Raw genomic sequence first — 15,572 nt, forward strand, 5'->3', positions numbered from 1 at the left:
GCAATAGATTCAACGCAAACTCGCGGTCGAACTCGTCAAGTTGAGCTTACCGAACGAGAACACTTGGGCGAGCGCCTTATATCAGGTTGACAAGGAGAACAAAGGGCGAGCACCGTGCGCAAGGCGGATCGGGGTTCGGCGCGCGTTATACAGAGCGGCGTCGTCTTGTCGTCGCGTTTTCTCGATCTCTGTCACCTCAAATATCCCACCACCATCCGCGTCGTCTCGTCCACCAGCGTCCGCACCATTTTCTCCGACAGCATCTCGGCCTGGTTCAGCACGGTGTTGTGCGCGACCGCCTCGATCGCGCTGACGCAGATGAACGTCGCTAGGGCCGGGTCGATCTTGCGCATCTCCATGCGGCGGCTTTCGAGATAGGCGCGCACGAGAGCGTGGACCTCGCGGTTGAAGGCTTCGACGTCTTTGAGCTGGCCGGTGCGCGGGATTTGCTCGGCGAGGACGCGGTGCAGTTTCGGGTCGATGCGGTGGGCTTCGATCGCGACGGTGACGAGCTTGCGCACGGCATTTTCGATCGGCAGGTCGGCGACTTCGGACAATGCGGCGCGGACGAGGCCCATGATCTCCTCGTTGTGACGGTCGATCACGGCGGCGACGAGCGCCTCCTTGCTCGGAAAATACTGATAGAGCGAACCGACGCTGACGCCGGCGACCTCGGCGATGCGGTTCGTGCTCGCCTTCTCAAAGCCTTCGCGGACCAGAATGCGAGCGGTTGCCTCGACAAGTGCGTCGACGGTGGCGCGGGATCGCGCTTGCGAGGCGTTTTTCCGGGGTTTTGTCGGCGGTTTGCGCGCCATGGTGTCGAATCCGAATGCGAGTAGGAAAAGCGAGCGAATGCTCGCATTATAGCCGCAAGTGGCGGCGGGTCGGCAAGAGTCTTTGTCGCCCTGAGAGATCAAGCCAGGCGGAGAGAAGTGGCCATGAGCGTCGCAAAGATGTTGTCGTCCCTGCAGTTTTGCCCTGACTTCGGTGCCTTGCGCCGCGGCGATCCCGCACCGAGCTTGCAGAGCCGTTGCTTCAATGCGTTGCTGCGTCAGCTTCCGTTCAAGCAGCAGCTCGCCTCAGCCGAAGCCGTGCAGGCGCATGTTCAGAAGCTCGCATTACAGCCGGCCTCGTATGAGCCGACGGGACTGGGCCGCGGCGTCGAGGTGACGTTGACCAAGATGGGCGGCTGGCCCGTGTATTACACCGTGCCGTCGTCGGGCCATGAGGGCTGCAATCACGTCATGTTCCTGCATGGCGGTGGCTTCATCAACGAGATCGTGCCGGCGCATTGGCGCTTTGTCGGGCAGATGACGCGGAAGGCGCGCGTCGTTTGCGTCGTGCCGATCTATCCGCTGGCGCCGCGCGCGACCGCGAAGGAGATCGTGCCGGCAACGGCCGAGCTGTTGCGCATGCTGCTGGAAGACGCGGGGTCCGCAAAGGTCACGGTGGTCGGCAATTCCGCCGGCGCGGGTCTTGCGCTCGCCGCCTGCCAGTGGCTGCGCGATCGCGGGCACCGGCAGCCGGCTCGCCTGGTGCTGATCTCGCCTGCGGCGGATGCCTCGGTCAGCCGTCCGGAGCAGGTCGCGCTTGCCGCCCGCGATCCCATTCAGGACATTCCGGGGATCGTCGAGGCGGGACGGCTCTATGCCGGCGAGCTCGATGTCGGTCATCCCTTCGTCAGCCCGCTCAACGGCGCTTTCCGCGCGCTCGCGCCGATGACGATCTTCTCGGGCACGCGCGACCTTCTATATCCCGACAGTGTCGATCTTGTGGAGCGGGCGAGAGCGGTGGGTGTGGCGGTCGAGCTGCACCTGCTCCGTGACCAACCGCACAATTATGCGCTGATGCCGACGCCGGAGGGGCGACGTGCGCGTGCGCTCATTTTGCGCGCGGTAGCTTAAAGGAAGGGCGTGATCATTGTCACAGAGCGCGGCGGCCCAATGAGGTGGCGCTATCGAGCCCATGCGGAGGGAGAATGGGCGCGCCTCCGGGGCGTTTCCTCGACGTCGTAATTCTACGGGCCTACGCGTGGCCCTTGATCTCGTAGTGGCCCGGCACGCATTTGTAGCGCTCGAGGCGCCAATTGGCGTGATAGATCGGATGCTCGCCCATCCATTTCGCCAAGGGGGCCTGTGCGCCGATCGCGCATTGCATCATCGACATCTCGGGCGTCATGTTGCTGTCGGTCACGATTTCCTCGACGCAACTGCCTGAGCTGACTGCGCTTAGCCGGCAAAGCACGGCAACGACGGTCACGAACATTCCTGTCACCTCATCGGTTGTTTCTGACCACGAAGAGGATGCAAGCGGAGTGCCAGAGCCTGTGACACGCACGCAACACGCTGGCCTGGCCGAATCGCCCCAGCGTCCACGCCGATTTGGCGATTCGGACTGTAAAAAAATTCCCCCTAACCCGAAGCCGGACAAATACGGGAACGGGGCAGTCATCCCCCGATTGTGGGACCAGCGCCACGCGGCGGCCTTTCGCGAGGCGCGCCCGACGCGTTGAGCCAGCCGCGCGTCGACGCGGCGGAATAGTCCGTCCGCCGAAATAACTGATGTCGGACCTGGCTGGACGCCGCTTTTACCTGCGGATGCGGCGCTGCTACAGTTTTGCGCGCGTTGCGGTGAGCGACGCTGTGACGAAGAAACATACCGACAAGGGGAGGGACCGAAGTCCCATGAAGGATTTTGCAGGAAAGATCGCGGTCATCACCGGCGGTGGCACGGGAATGGGGCGCGAGCTGGCGCGGCAGCTCGTGGCCGAAGGCTGCAACGTCGCGATGTGCGACGTCTCGGAAGCGGCGATGGCCGAGACCAAGCGGCTCTGCGAGGTCGAGAAGCTGCCCCAGGGCCTGCGCGTCACGACGCATGTCGCCGACGTCGCGATCGAGGATCATCTGAGGCGCTTTCGCGACGAGCTCGCCGAGCAGCAGAAGACGGACAAGATCCATCTGTTGTTCAACAATGCCGGCATCGGCGGCGGCGGCAGCTTGTTCACCAACACGCGCGAGCAGTGGGAGCGAACCTTCAACATCTGCTGGGGCGGCGTCTATCTCGGTGTGCGCACCTTCCTGCCGATGCTGGTCGCCGCCGACGAGGCCCACATCGTCAACACCGCGAGCGTCAACGGCTTCTGGGCCTCGATCGGCATGAACCAGGCGCACACCGCCTACAGCTCGGCCAAGTTCGCGGTGAAGGGATTTACCGAAGCGCTGATCAACGACCTCCGCCTGCACGCGCCACACGTCAAATGCTCGGTGGTGATGCCCGGTCACATCGGCACCTCGATCGTCTCCAATTCGCGCAAGGTGCAGAGCAGTGACGGCTCGGACCGACTCAACGCCGACGAGGTCGCGCTGACCCGCAAGCGCATGGTCGCGGCCGGCGTGCCGGATGCCGACAAGATGTCGGACGATGACATCCAGGCGGCGTTTGCCGAGCGCGCCCGCAGCTTCCTGGAGGATGCGCCGACGACGGCGGCAGAGGCCGCGAAGATCATTCTCGATGGGGTCAAGGCGGAGCGTTGGCGCATTCTCGTCGGCGAGGACGCCAAGCGCCTCGACGAGCGCGTGCGCGCCACGCCGGAGCAGGCCTACGACCGCGCCTTCTACGAAAGTTTTACGCAGGAGGTCGGCTGGCGGCTTGGCTGACCGCCCAAGAGGCGCGCGAATGTAGGTATGATAATCGTCATGGCAAGAGGTGCGCCGGTGATAATGCGTGCCACCTCTTGCCAGTGTTCAGCGCCTCATGCCGAATTCGAATGTCACGCATGCGACGCGTCCGTGCGTTCAAGCGATGGTGATCTTGAACGGGTCTCATTTGACGCACGCCAGCTTGGTTGGCCAACCAAAATAGTCTAGTCAATCAGGGGTAACGCGACGACAGAGCGTAGCTCCCGATGATACCCGCATGCCTCTCCGACGACTGGACCCTTTGCCCGGAGAGAGAGGACATCTCCGCTGAATTCACGCGGCTGCTCACCGCGGCCCAGGAGGGCGGCGCCACGATCGCCGAATGCCTGATGATTGCGCGGCAGCTGAAGCGGGGCAACGATCAGTCCTGGCATCGCGAGTGGAAGAAGCTGGCGCAGGCCAACCGGCAGCGTGCCGAAGCCGCCTTCGCGGAAGGCCATTTGGCGACGGCACAGCGCAACTGGCTGCGTGCGACGAACTACTATGGTGCAGCGGCGATGCCGCTCGACCCGGCCGACGAGCGCCGCTGGGTCGCAGTGCTCGCGATGCAGGAGTGCGCCCGCCGCTATTTGTCGGCGCGCGGCCCGGCCGGCGAGGTCGTGACCATCCCCTGGATCGACGGACATGCGCTGCAGGGCTACTTCCTGCCTGCGTCGTCGGGAAGTGGGCGGGCGCCGACCGTGATCTGCATTGGCGAGCCCGGCCACCGCAAGGAGGAGTTTCTGTTCAAGCTCGCGCCGCATGCGCGCGAGCGCGGATTCTCGATGCTGGCACTGGACCTCTTCGGCGACCAGCGCGACGATTTTCTCGACGAGCTGCTGCGACGCCGGGATCTCGAGAGCTCGATTCCCTGCGTCATGGACTATCTGGAGATGCGCAGCGACGTCGATTTCGGGCGCGTCGCGATCGTTGCGGACGGCTGGGGCTCTTCCTTCGTCGCGCGCGCGGTGTTGCAGGAGCCGCGGCTTGCCGCCGCCGTCTGCGACGGCGGGCTGTGGGATCTGCACGAGCGGGCCTTCTTCGCCAGCCGATTCGCGATGAGCGACGTCAGCATCGTGCCGGTGCCGCATGCCCCGCTGATGGCTTCCAGCGCCGACTGCCCGGTGCTGATCACGCTCGGCGAGGACGGCTGGCTCAAGGCCGATCGGGCCCGTCAGCTCGTCCAAAAATCCCGGCTCGGAAGCTCGGACGTGATGCTGAAGGTGTTCACTGCGGCGGAGACCGGCGCGGCGCAGGCGCATGCGGACAACCCCAGCCTTGCCAACGAATACATCTTCGACTGGCTCGAATCGCGGCTCGGCGCGGCCGGGCGGATCTGATCTAAAGCGCGCGTCAGAAATCGAGGGTGAGGCGGACGCAGGCCTTCTCGAGGCGGGACTTCAGCATTGCGAGCTTGGCGGTGAATTCAGTGAGCTCGTGCTCGTCGAACTCCTGGAAGACGAATTCCTTGATGGTCTTGTACTGCTCGTTGAGGCTCGCCAGGTGCTTCTGCGTCTTCTCGGTCAGGGACAGTCGCACCACCCTGGCGTCGGTCGGCGAGGGACGACGGCGCAACAGGCCCTTCTTCTCGAGGAGCTTGGACTGGGTGGTGACGAACGAGGGATCGACGTGGAGGAGCTTGGAGACGACGTTGACCGGGATGCCGTCGTCCTTGTCGAGGTCGGAGATGGCCATCAGGATCAGCCATTGCGGGCCGCTGATGCCGAGCGTCCTCGCCCAGAACTGACGCAGCTCCTCCAGATACATGTTGATCGACGATATCTCCCAGGTGAAGCGCCTGATGATATCCAGATTTCCGATGGAGCGCAGGCGCGCACCCTCTTTCCTCGTTGCGGACACAGCGTCACTCCCGTGAACTGATTCTTCAGGCCGGTGTTCATGGAGGGCCATAGTCCACGCAAGCCTGCCCTGACGCAAGTGCAGAGCAGGGTAATTTCGTCACTAAAACTACAAAGATGATCAGCTCAGCAGATTTGGCTGACCCTGGTGTTGCGCGCGGGGCACAGGTTTAGTGAAACAATAAAGCTGACTAAATAAACTATTTTGATTAGCGGAACAGCGTAGGCATATTGGCTGGCGACGGTGGGGGGTACTCGATCGTCCCGTTGCAGGTGGTTCGCTCACGTCCCTCGCGTTGCAAGCGGGTGCGTCCGAAAGCGCGAAGCGGCCGAGCGGATTGAAGAGGCGGGGACCTGGGGGGCCTCACGGTCCAGTCCTCCGTAAAATGAGCAACTTGGAGGTTTTAAATGAAAGTAGTGAAGAGCCTTTTGCTCGGCACTGCGGCGGGTCTGATCGCCGTAGGTGGAGCCCAGGCGGCCGATCTTCCGGTCAAGGCCAAGGCGGTCGAATACGTGAAGATCTGTTCGCTCTATGGCGCGGGTTTCTACTACATCCCGGGCAGCGACACCTGCATCAAGCTGGGCGGCTATCTGCGTGCCGAAGTCGCGCTCAACGCGGGCGGCAACTACAGCGCCCAGTACAACGGCGTCTTCGCGGCGAACAACCGCCTGACGAACTACTACTCGATGCGTGCTCGTGAGGATCTCAACATCGATACGCGCACCGCGACCGAGTACGGCGTGGTCCGCACCTATTTCGACGCGGTCTTCACCTGGACGACCGGCAGCTATGTCGGCACCGGCTCTGCCACAGGTGCGACCGGCTACAGTGCCACGACGGCTGGCTCGTCCACCATCAACCCGACGGACGGCGGCATCTCGGGCGGATCGCTCGGCGTCTACTACGCCTTCATCCAGTTCGCCGGCTTCACCATGGGTAAGTCCGTCTCGCAGTTCGACGCGCCCTGGATCAACTATCCCGGCAACAACTTCGACCAGCTGGTCGGCGGCAGCGGCTCGACCAATGGCGTCGCCCAGTTCACCTACACGGCTGATTTCGGCCAAGGCGTGACGGCGACGATCTCGGCGCAGGACCAGACTCAGTTCTTCACGACCAACATCTGGAACACGGCCGGCATGAGCACCACCGGCGTCCTCGGCGGCGCCTACGGATCGAACGACATCGGTGGCACCCGGTCGCCCGACATCGTCGGCGTCGTCCGTGTCGACCAGGCCTGGGGCCTGTTCCAGGCGTCGGTCGCCGCGCACGACAATCACGTCGGCTACTACGGCGCCACTGAAGTCACCGGTCATCCGGAAGACAAATGGGGCTGGGCCGTCCAGCTCGCTCTGTCGATCAAGAACATTCCGACCGGCGCAGGCGACGTGATCAACGTGTCGGGCGTCTACACCGAAGGCGCGAGCCGCTACAACTTCCAGTCGCTGGCTGCGACCAGCTACTCGATGTTCGGCAGCTCGAATGCGGCGTATCAGAGCATCGGCTTCGCCGGCGTGTCTGACGCGGTGTTCGGCCCCGGCGGCAACCTCGAGCTGACCAAGACCTACGGCTTCCGTGGTGCCTACACCCACAACTGGAGCCCGTACTGGAACACGGCGCTCTACGGCGCGTGGGCTGCGGTCAACTACAGCGGCACGGCGAAGGGCCTGATCTGCGGCAGCGCCGCGTTCGCGACCCTGACCGGCACCTGCAACCCGGACTTCAACATCGGCCAGGTCGGCGTCATCACCCGCTGGACGCCGGTGAAGAACCTGACCTTCTCGGCCGACTTCACCTACAGCCATCTCGACCAGAAGTATTCGGGCGCGATCACGACCGGAGCACTGACGAGCGTCGCCAAGCCCGCGGCAACGTATGAGCTGAAGGACCAGGACACCTACAGCCTGCTGCTGCGCGCCCAGCGCAACTGGTAAGCGCGGTCTTCGGACATGAAGCAGCCCCGGCGGGAAACCGCCGGGGCTTTTGTTACGATGAGAGGTTCGGAAATCCGGCAGCTTTCCACGCAATCGATGAAGGCAAGCCATGCGATTCGATCGTCCTCAGACTTATTTACTTACCTGAGTTACTAAGCTATATACTCCCAGCCGATGACGAAAGTTGCGGCTCTTAGCTTCACGCTAAGCCTCCAAGAACCTCCGGTGATGCCCCGCCGGAGGTTTTTCGTTTTCTAGAGCATGATTGAGATGCGGCTTGATCGCTGCAACACCGGAGGTGCACTCCCTCTCCCGCTTGCGGGAGAGGGTTGGGGAGAGGGTGTTTCCGCAATGGGACAATCCCCAAGAGGAGACAGCCCTCACCCGGCGCTTCGCGCCGACCTCTCCCGCAAGCGGGAGAGGTGACCGAGCCGCGGCCGCACATTTCCGGATCATGCTCAAGAGATCCCGCAGTTTCAGCCGCGCATGGTGCGGCTGCGCGAGTTCGGCCGGTAGGCGAGGCGGCTGTGGCCGGCGCAGTAGGACTGGCCGTCGGGTGCAGCGTTGCCGCAGAAGCAGAAATCGTCTTCGCCCGGCGTCGAGATCGGCCAGCGGCACCGGTTCTCGGAAAGCTCCAACAGCGAGCAGCGGTTGGCCTCGTCGATCGGCCCTGTGATCACGGGCGCGTCGGTCTCGCCGTAGATCGTGGCGAGCATCTCATATTGCAGCCGCGGCACGGCCCTCGGTGCGCGCGCCGGCGCAAAGCCCCTGTCGTGAACCTTGCGCTCGTCGGCCGTCCGGCCCCGCGTCAGATTCAATCGGGACAGCTTGCCGATCACGGCGTTGCGGCTGACGCCGATGTCGGCGGCGATCTCGCGGCAGGAGAGGCCGGCCTCGAAATGCCGCTTCAAGAGTTCAATGCGTTCGTCGGTCCAAGTCTGTGAAGCAGTCTGTGAAGCAGTCGGGGAAACAGCAGGCATGTGTAACGGTCCCAGGTTGCGAGATGTCGGCCATCCGCCGCTCGAGATCAGTCCGCCTCACGTCCGGCGCGCGCTCACGTCCTGCCATTGTCGCGGATCGACAAAAGCCCGTCCTTGATGGCGAGACGGATGCCTTCCTCGATCAAGGTACGTGCGACGCCGGGGACGCTGGTGCCGTGGGTGCCCTGTCTCACCAGTTTCTCCAGATAGGTGATGGTCGAGAGCGCCAAGGTTACGGGAATACGGTCAGTCTCGGCTTTTTCGGTGGCCATGGCCCGAACGCTAGCCTCTTACTCGGGTACATAAAAGTAACGATTAAGACTCTATTTAGGTTCAGGGGTGGAAGTCAAATCCGGGCCATGCCGGTGCATCAGCCCATTGGAATCGCTGGAGAAGTTCGGGCATGGCGCGGCGCGCCGCCGGAAAGCCGGGCGGCGGGATGCATCGACACATCAGGGAAGGGTGGCCGGCTCAGCCGTGCACGATCGCCTTTTCGATCATGCAATGGATGCCCTTGGCGCCGTTGACGGTCTGGGTCACCCGCAAATCGGCGGCTAGGCTGCACAGCGTATAGGCGTCCTCGCGCGACAAGTTTCGCGTCTCGCCGAGCAGCGCGATCATGTCGCGCAGCGCGCGCACCACGCACTGGTCGAGGTCGGGGTCCATCGCCATGGTCATGTAGTGCGTCGCCGTCTCGGCGCGGGGATAGTCGAACTTGAGATCCTTGCGCAGTGTCAGGCGGAAGCGGCCCCGGAGTGCGGTCTCGATCGCGGTGACGCAGACCTCGCCGTCGCCTTGCACGCCGTGGCCGTCGCCACAGGAGAACAATGCGCCCGGCACGAACACCGGCAAATAGAGCGTCGCACCTGCACCTAACTCCTTGTTGTCGAGATTGCCGCCCATCGCACGCGGGATCAGCGAGGAGATGCGGCCCCAGCTAGGTGGCGGCGACACGCCCATCACGCCAAAGAACGGTTTGAGCGGCAGGTCCAGGCCCCACGGCATGCGGCCGACCATCCGCGACCGGTCGAGCGGAATATTCAGGATACGCGTCTCGTGGAAATCGTCGGGCAGGGTGCCGGACAGCGGCTTGATCATGTTCCAGCCCCAATCCTGCCGGAGCTGGACGTCGAGGATCTCGACCGCGAGCACGTCGCCGGGCTCGGCGCCTTCGACCGCGATGGGGCCGGTGAGGATGTGGCCGGGCAGCATGCGCTCGTTCCTGGCATGAACCTCGAACATCTCCGGCGGAATGTGAAACTTGTTGCGGTCGGGCAGCATGTCCGGACCGCCGCTGATGGTGTCGACCGTCACCTCATCGCCGCTGGCGATGGTGAGCACGGGCTTGAGCGCGGCTTCGAAGAAGCCCCAATGACAGGTTTCGGGGCTGGAATGCAGGTGATGATGGGTCATTTGCCGCGTCCGGTTGGTTTCATCGGCCGCGGGCTTGACCCGACGATCGATCCTCTTTCAAGAAGATTTCTGAAGAAGGCCGGGCCGGTCAAGCCCGCGCATGACAGGCACGATCATTTCAGCGAGGCTCCCCTGTTTTTCGCTCTTTCCAAGACCCTCGGCGTCGCGCTGCTGCCGATCAATCTCCTGGCCGAGCTCGGAATCCTGTCTGTCATGCTGATGGCGACGCGCTTTGCCGCGCTCGGCCGCAAGCTCGCCGTGACGACGCTGGTTCTGCTCGCGCTCGCCGCGTTCTCGCCGCTGGGCAATCTCCTGATCTATCCGCTGGAGTCGCGCTTTGCGCCCTGGGATCCGTCGCGCGGTGCGCCCGATGGCATCATCGTGCTCGGCGGCTCGGTCGACACCGATCTGTCGGCGGCGCATCGCACGCCGGTCGTCGCCCACGCGGCCGATCGTCTGTTTGCGCCGGCCGAGCTCGCCCGCCGCTATCCCAATGCGCGCATCGTCTTCACCGGGGGCACGTCGAACCTGGTCTCGACCAACGCGAGGGAAGCTGATTATTCCGCGCCAGTCCTGGAGAATGCCGGCATTGCGAAGGAACGCCTGATCCTCGAGCGGGACTCCCGCAACACCTGGGAGAATGCCATCTTCACGAAGCAATTGGTGTCACCGAAGCCGGGCGAACGCTGGCTCCTGGTGACGTCGGCCTTTCACATGCCGCGCTCGATGGGAATCTTCCGCAAGGCCGGATTTGACGTCGAAGCCTATCCGGTAGACTGGCGAATGGGCGGGCGTGACGATCTCTTCTCCTTCACCAATATGGGTGCGGACGGCCTTGGCCGAACCGACGTCGCCGTGCGCGAGTGGATTGGCCTCGTGGCCTACCGCCTGATGGGCAGGACCGGCGAGTTGCTTCCGGGGCCCGCCAAGGACTAGAACGAAAGCCGTAGAACAAGAACAGACGGCGCGCGATCGCCGGCTCGGAGGACGCCATGCAACAGCAGAGTGCGGACAGGATCGATCTTGCCGGCCTCGTCGCCGATCTCAACAGCCTGCTGCGGCTGAAGACGACGGTGATCGGCATGAAACTGTTCGCGCGTGCCGCGGACATGGAGGCGATCCCAAAAATCCGGCGGCCGAACGCGATCCACACCACCGATCAGATCGTCAGCATGGCCGCGCGTCTGGGATGGACCGTCGGCATCACGGCCGACGATCTCGTGGGCGCGCAATGCCGCGCGGTGATCGGCCTTGCGCCGCAGGATGAAAAATGGCTCGCCGGCGAAAATTACGTCGGCGTGTGGCACGGCACGGCGGAAGATGCGCGCAAGCGCCAGGAGGCGCTGGACGTGGTGCCGTTCGGGCAGTATCAGGCGCTCGCCGTCAGTCCGCTGGCGAGCGGCCGGCTCGATCCGCCCGACATCTGCCTCGTCTATGCGACGCCCGGGCAGATGATCATCCTGATCAACGGGCTGCAATATACCGGCTACAAGAAGTTCGAATGGGGCGTAGTCGGGGAGACCGCCTGCGCGGATTCCTGGGGGCGGGCGCTCAAGTCCGGCGAGCCCAGCCTGTCCTTGCCATGCTATGCCGAACGGCGCTATGGCGGCGTGCCGGACGAGGAGATGCTGATGGCCTTGAAGCCCTCGCATCTTGCGAAGGCGATTGAGGGCATGAAGGCGCTGGCTAAGAACGGCCTGCGCTATCCGATCCCGCCCTATGGCATTCAAAGCGACGTCCGCGCCGGCATGGGCGTGAGCTACGCGAAAAAGTAAAGGCCGATCATGAGCTCTGCGAAATTCGACATCGTCGTCTATGGCGCGACCGGTTTCACCGGCCAGCTCGTCGCCGAATATCTGGCGGCGCACTACAAGGACGACAAGGCGCTGAAATGGGCGATGGCGGGCCGCAGCCTCGACAAGCTGAAGTCCGTGCGCGAGGCGATCGGCGCGCCCGTGGATACGCCGCTGATCGTGGCGGATGCGGCCGATCCAGCATCGCTGAAGGCGATGACGGCGCAGACCAAGTCGGTGATCACGACGGTCGGTCCGTACCAATTCTATGGCGAGGGTTTGCTTGCGGCCTGCGTCGCCGGCGGCACCGATTATTTCGATCTCTGCGGCGAGCCGGTCTGGATGCGGCAGATGATCGACAAGTACGATGCGGCGGCCAAGGCGAGCGGCGCGCGCATCGTGTTTTCCTGCGGCTATGATTCCGTACCGTTCGAGCTTGGCACCTTCTTTGTGCAGGAAGAGGCCAAACGCGTGTTCGGCGCGCCGGCCGCGCGCGTGAAGGGCCGCGTGCGCGACATGCGGGGCACGCTGTCAGGCGGCACCGCGGCGAGTGCGAAAGCGACCTTCGATGCGGTTGCCAAGGACCTCAGTCTTGTCGCCATTCTCAACGATCATTTTGCGCTGACGCCGGGCTTCACCGGTCCGAAGCAGCCGAAGGGTAACAGGGCATCCTATGAGGAGGATCTGCAATCCTGGGCCGCGCCGTTCATGATGGCGCTGATCAACACCCGCAATGTGCATCGTTCCAACATGCTGATGGGCTTTCCCTACGGCAAGGACTTCGTCTACGACGAGATGGTTCTGACCGGTCCCGGCGAGAAGGGCGAGGCCAACGCGAAGCGCGTGATGGCGGCCAATGCCGAGAAGACCGGGCCGAACGCGCCGAAGCCGGGTGAGGGGCCATCGAAAGAGGAGCGCGAGAACGGTCTCTTCAATCTGCTCTATGTTGCCATCGCACCGGACGGCCGACAGGTGCGCGCCGGCGTCACCGGCGACCGCGATCCCGGCTACGGCTCGACCTCGAAGATGATCTCCGAATGTGCGATCTGCCTGCTGCGCGATGCGGCCGACGTTCCGGCCGGCTTCTGGACCCCGGGCGCAGCGATGCAGCACAAGCTGATCAAGCGGCTGCGTGACAATGCGGGGCTGACGTTCGAGGTGGAAGCGTGAGCGCGGGTGCGCATCACAACCACGGTGTCATCGTCCGGCTTGATGTTCAGCCCGGGGACATGACCGACGGGTGTTCGGGGACATAGCCGACACATCATAGTGCAGGGATTTGGCGGTAAAGGAGGCCAAGTCCATGCCCTGGCGAGAGGTGTCGGTGATGGATCAGCGGCGGGAGTTCGTGCGGCTTGCGATGCAGGAGGGAGCGAACCGGCGGGAGCTCTGCCGGCGGTTCAATATCCATCCCGACACGGGCTACAAGTGGCTTGCCCGATGGCAAGCGGATCAGAATGTCAACGACCGCTCGCGCCGACCGCATGCGAGCCCGGGACAGACCGATTGCGAGCTCGAGGCACGTATTCTCGCGGTGCGCGATGCCCATCCGGCATGGGGAGCTCGCAAGATAGCTCACTGCCTGGAGCGCAATGGTTTGCGTTCGCCAGCAGTCTCAACAGTTCATCAGATCTTGCGTCGGTCTGGCCGCATCAAGCCTCCGATCGGCGGCCCGATGGCAAGCCAGCGTTTCGAGATGCCGGCCCCCAATCTGTTGTGGCAGATGGACTTCAAAGGCTGGGTTCGGCTCGGCAATGATACCCAGTGCCATCCTCTGACGGTGGTGGATGACCACTCCCGCTATGATCTGTGTCTGCAGGCCTGTGCCGATCAACGCACAGATACCGTGCGCAGCCGCCTGGAGAAGACCTTTCGCCACTACGGGCTCCCGGAGGCCTTCTTCGTCGACAATGGTTCGCCCTGGGGTGATCCTTCCGGCGAGCGATGGACACGGTTCTCGGTGTGGCTGCTCAAGCTTGGCGTCGCCGTCATCCGCAGCCGCCCATATCACCCGCAAAGCCGCGGCAAGAATGAACGATTCCACCGCACCCTCGCGGCTGAGGTGTTCGCACTGCGACAGTTCCGCGATCTCGCAGAGACGCAGCGTGCCTTCGACGCCTGGCGGGAAGTCTACAACTTCGAACGGCCACACGAGGCGCTCGGACAACAGGTCCCGGCCAGTCGATATCGGCCCAGCCAGCGACCAATGCCCGATCGATTGCCACAGGTCGAATACGACAGCCATGAGATCGTGCGCCGCGTCTCCACGACCAAGGCCTATGTCAGCTTCAAGGGACGTCTGTGGAAAGTGCCACAGGCCTTCCGTGGCGAGCGCCTCGCCATCCGCCCCTCGGCAAACGATGCGCAATACGGGATCTTCTTTGCCGCCCACCAAATCGCTATCATCGACTTGGCGAGCGGAGAAAGTGTCGGCTATGTCCCCGAACACCCGTCGGTCATGTCCCCGGGCTGAACACTTGACCGGACGATCCAGTATTCCAGAGACGGTGTGATTGAATCGAGAGGCCGCGGCGTACTGGATGCCCCGCCTGCGCGGGGCATGACAACGTCCGCCGTCACACCGCCCGCGCGTCATAGGCGTACATGAAGTCCATGCCCTTGGCGCCCAGCGGTAGCAGCCATTTCAGCATCTGATTTCTGATCCACGCACCGGTCGCGCTGAACTCGCGCTTGCTGTTGCCGTTGCGGCGGGCCATGGCGACGATCTTTTCGGTGCGCGGGCGCCGCTCGGCCTCGAAAGCCTGGAAGGTGGCGCTGAGCTCCTGGCCCTCGTGCATCAGCCGCGCGAGCCGCATCGCATCCTCGAGCGCCAGCGAGGCGCCCTGGCCGGCATGGGGGCTGGTCGCATGCGCGGCATCGCCGATCAAGAGCGAGCGCTTGCGCGACCAGGTCGGCAAGGTCGCGACGTCGAGCGTATCGGTGACGACGATGTTCTCGGCCGCTTCGATGATGTCGGGAATCGGATCGTGCCAGCCGCGGTGGAAACCGCGCAGATGCTGCTTCAGCGTCGCTGGGTCGAGCGCGCGGAACATCGTGGCGTCCATGCCGTGCGCCGGCTGCGTGCTCCACCACATCACGCCGTCGTTCGGATTGGGGCTGCAATAGCCGTAGCCGAAGAAGCCGCTTTGTCCGAACGTGGTCTCGACGTGACGGCCGATCGGCCTGCCGTCGAGCACCGCGTGCGGGACGAAGCCGCCGAAGCCGATCAGTCCGGTGTTGAACGGTTGCGGTCCGTCCGGCAGCACCTGACGGCGCGCCACCGAGTGCACCCCGTCGGCGCCGATCAGGAAGTCGCCTTCGGCCGTGGTGCCGTCGGCGAAGTAGGCGATGATCGGCTGGTCGCCGCGGTCCTCGATCTTGATCAGGCGCTTCTCGAAATAGAGCGAGACGCAGGCGCACCAGGCCTTGTCGATCAGGATCTCGTTCAGCGTGGCGCGACAGACGTTCACGGCCGGTTGGCCGAAGCGCCGCGCCAAGTCGCGGTTGATCGAGCCGAGCCGTTCTCCGCGCTGCGAATAGAAGTCGAAGGATTCCGCGACCGAGCCGCGGCTGATCAGTTCGTTCGCGAGGCCGATCTCGTCCATGACGTGCATGCCGTTCGGCGCGATCTGGAGGCCGCCGCCGATGCCTTTTGAATAGGGCCAAGCCTCATAGATCGCGGATTCGATGCCGGCGCGGCGCAGCAGGATGGCGGCCACGGGCCCGGCGATACCGGCGCCGATGATCAAGGCCTTGCGGGGACGGCTGGACATGGCTTGCTCCCGAGGTTTCCGTGGTGCTAGGAGAAATTACGGTTGCTAAATCTCTTAGCAACTAAGATGTACATCGAGTAAGAGAAGAGGCCGACCTTGTCAAGGACGAAGGCGCGCACGGCGTTGTTGCAGGAGCTCGAGGCGG

General features: G+C 63.8%; 15 protein-coding genes. 8 read left to right on the plus strand and 7 right to left on the minus strand.

All coding sequences use genetic code 11. The annotated features are described in order from the left end of the window. Positions 1 to 191: 191 nt before the first annotated feature. On the minus strand, positions 192 to 815 hold the full coding sequence (locus ACNJX8_RS19485) for a TetR/AcrR family transcriptional regulator (protein ID WP_439361703.1): 624 nt from the start codon (positions 813 to 815) through the stop codon (positions 192 to 194). Positions 816 to 938: 123 nt separating this feature from the next. Between ACNJX8_RS19485 and ACNJX8_RS19490 the strand changes: the two genes are divergently transcribed. Further along, positions 939 to 1,904, plus strand: coding sequence for an alpha/beta hydrolase fold domain-containing protein (locus tag ACNJX8_RS19490; RefSeq protein WP_439361704.1), 966 nt, complete (start codon positions 939 to 941; stop codon positions 1,902 to 1,904). Positions 1,905 to 2,025: 121 nt separating this feature from the next. Here ACNJX8_RS19490 and ACNJX8_RS19495 read toward each other — a convergent pair whose 3' ends face one another. Continuing rightward, the gene (locus tag ACNJX8_RS19495; protein ID WP_231088410.1) at positions 2,026 to 2,193 is read right to left on the minus strand and encodes a hypothetical protein; all 168 of its coding nucleotides are present in this window, start codon (positions 2,191 to 2,193) and stop codon (positions 2,026 to 2,028) included. Between the two features lie 491 nt (positions 2,194 to 2,684). On the opposite strand from ACNJX8_RS19495, the gene ACNJX8_RS19500 reads away from it, so the two are divergent. Beyond that, positions 2,685 to 3,656, plus strand: a complete 972-nt coding sequence (locus ACNJX8_RS19500) for an SDR family NAD(P)-dependent oxidoreductase (protein ID WP_128946717.1) — start codon at positions 2,685 to 2,687, stop codon at positions 3,654 to 3,656. 248 nt (positions 3,657 to 3,904) lie between these two features. Continuing rightward, positions 3,905 to 5,017, plus strand: coding sequence for an alpha/beta hydrolase family protein (locus ACNJX8_RS19505; protein ID WP_128933384.1), 1,113 nt, complete (start codon positions 3,905 to 3,907; stop codon positions 5,015 to 5,017). A gap of 13 nt (positions 5,018 to 5,030) precedes the next feature. On the opposite strand, the gene ACNJX8_RS19510 is transcribed toward ACNJX8_RS19505, so the two are convergent. After that, entirely contained in the window at positions 5,031 to 5,537 is a 507-nt protein-coding gene (locus tag ACNJX8_RS19510) for a MarR family winged helix-turn-helix transcriptional regulator (protein ID WP_164935046.1), read from the minus strand. 407 nt (positions 5,538 to 5,944) lie between these two features. On the opposite strand from ACNJX8_RS19510, the gene ACNJX8_RS19515 reads away from it, so the two are divergent. Further along, positions 5,945 to 7,468, plus strand: a complete 1,524-nt coding sequence (locus tag ACNJX8_RS19515) for a porin (RefSeq protein ID WP_128933386.1) — start codon at positions 5,945 to 5,947, stop codon at positions 7,466 to 7,468. Between the two features lie 476 nt (positions 7,469 to 7,944). Here the strand turns inward: ACNJX8_RS19515 and ACNJX8_RS19520 are convergent, their stop codons facing one another. The 3 genes from ACNJX8_RS19520 to ACNJX8_RS19530 form a co-directional block, all read right to left on the minus strand. Beyond that, positions 7,945 to 8,448: a GcrA family cell cycle regulator gene (locus ACNJX8_RS19520; RefSeq protein WP_128955732.1), complete on the minus strand. Its 504-nt coding sequence runs from the start codon at positions 8,446 to 8,448 to the stop codon at positions 7,945 to 7,947. Positions 8,449 to 8,522: 74 nt separating this feature from the next. Continuing rightward, positions 8,523 to 8,720, minus strand: coding sequence for a hypothetical protein (locus ACNJX8_RS19525; protein ID WP_007603456.1), 198 nt, complete (start codon positions 8,718 to 8,720; stop codon positions 8,523 to 8,525). 199 nt (positions 8,721 to 8,919) lie between these two features. Next, a complete protein-coding gene (locus tag ACNJX8_RS19530; protein WP_130213374.1) occupies positions 8,920 to 9,861 on the minus strand; it encodes an acetamidase/formamidase family protein in 942 nt (313 codons plus the stop codon). Between the two features lie 168 nt (positions 9,862 to 10,029). Between ACNJX8_RS19530 and ACNJX8_RS19535 the strand changes: the two genes are divergently transcribed. From ACNJX8_RS19535 to ACNJX8_RS19550, 4 genes are all read left to right on the plus strand, one after another. Beyond that, complete coding sequence (locus tag ACNJX8_RS19535) at positions 10,030 to 10,797, plus strand: YdcF family protein (protein ID WP_439361941.1); 768 nt, start codon at positions 10,030 to 10,032, stop codon at positions 10,795 to 10,797. Between the two features lie 56 nt (positions 10,798 to 10,853). Next, entirely contained in the window at positions 10,854 to 11,636 is a 783-nt protein-coding gene (locus ACNJX8_RS19540; protein ID WP_439361705.1) for a DUF169 domain-containing protein, read from the plus strand. 9 nt (positions 11,637 to 11,645) lie between these two features. Then, a complete protein-coding gene (locus tag ACNJX8_RS19545; protein ID WP_439361706.1) occupies positions 11,646 to 12,824 on the plus strand; it encodes a saccharopine dehydrogenase family protein in 1,179 nt (392 codons plus the stop codon). Between the two features lie 133 nt (positions 12,825 to 12,957). Then, complete coding sequence (locus tag ACNJX8_RS19550) at positions 12,958 to 14,127, plus strand: IS481 family transposase (protein ID WP_128936665.1); 1,170 nt, start codon at positions 12,958 to 12,960, stop codon at positions 14,125 to 14,127. Positions 14,128 to 14,230: 103 nt separating this feature from the next. On the opposite strand, the gene ACNJX8_RS19555 is transcribed toward ACNJX8_RS19550, so the two are convergent. Beyond that, positions 14,231 to 15,427, minus strand: a complete 1,197-nt coding sequence (locus ACNJX8_RS19555) for an FAD-dependent monooxygenase (RefSeq protein WP_439361707.1) — start codon at positions 15,425 to 15,427, stop codon at positions 14,231 to 14,233. Positions 15,428 to 15,572: the final 145 nt, after the last annotated feature.

This window comes from Bradyrhizobium sp. SPXBL-04, from assembly GCF_051853035.1.
Taxonomy (GTDB): domain Bacteria; phylum Pseudomonadota; class Alphaproteobacteria; order Rhizobiales; family Xanthobacteraceae; genus Bradyrhizobium; species Bradyrhizobium zhanjiangense.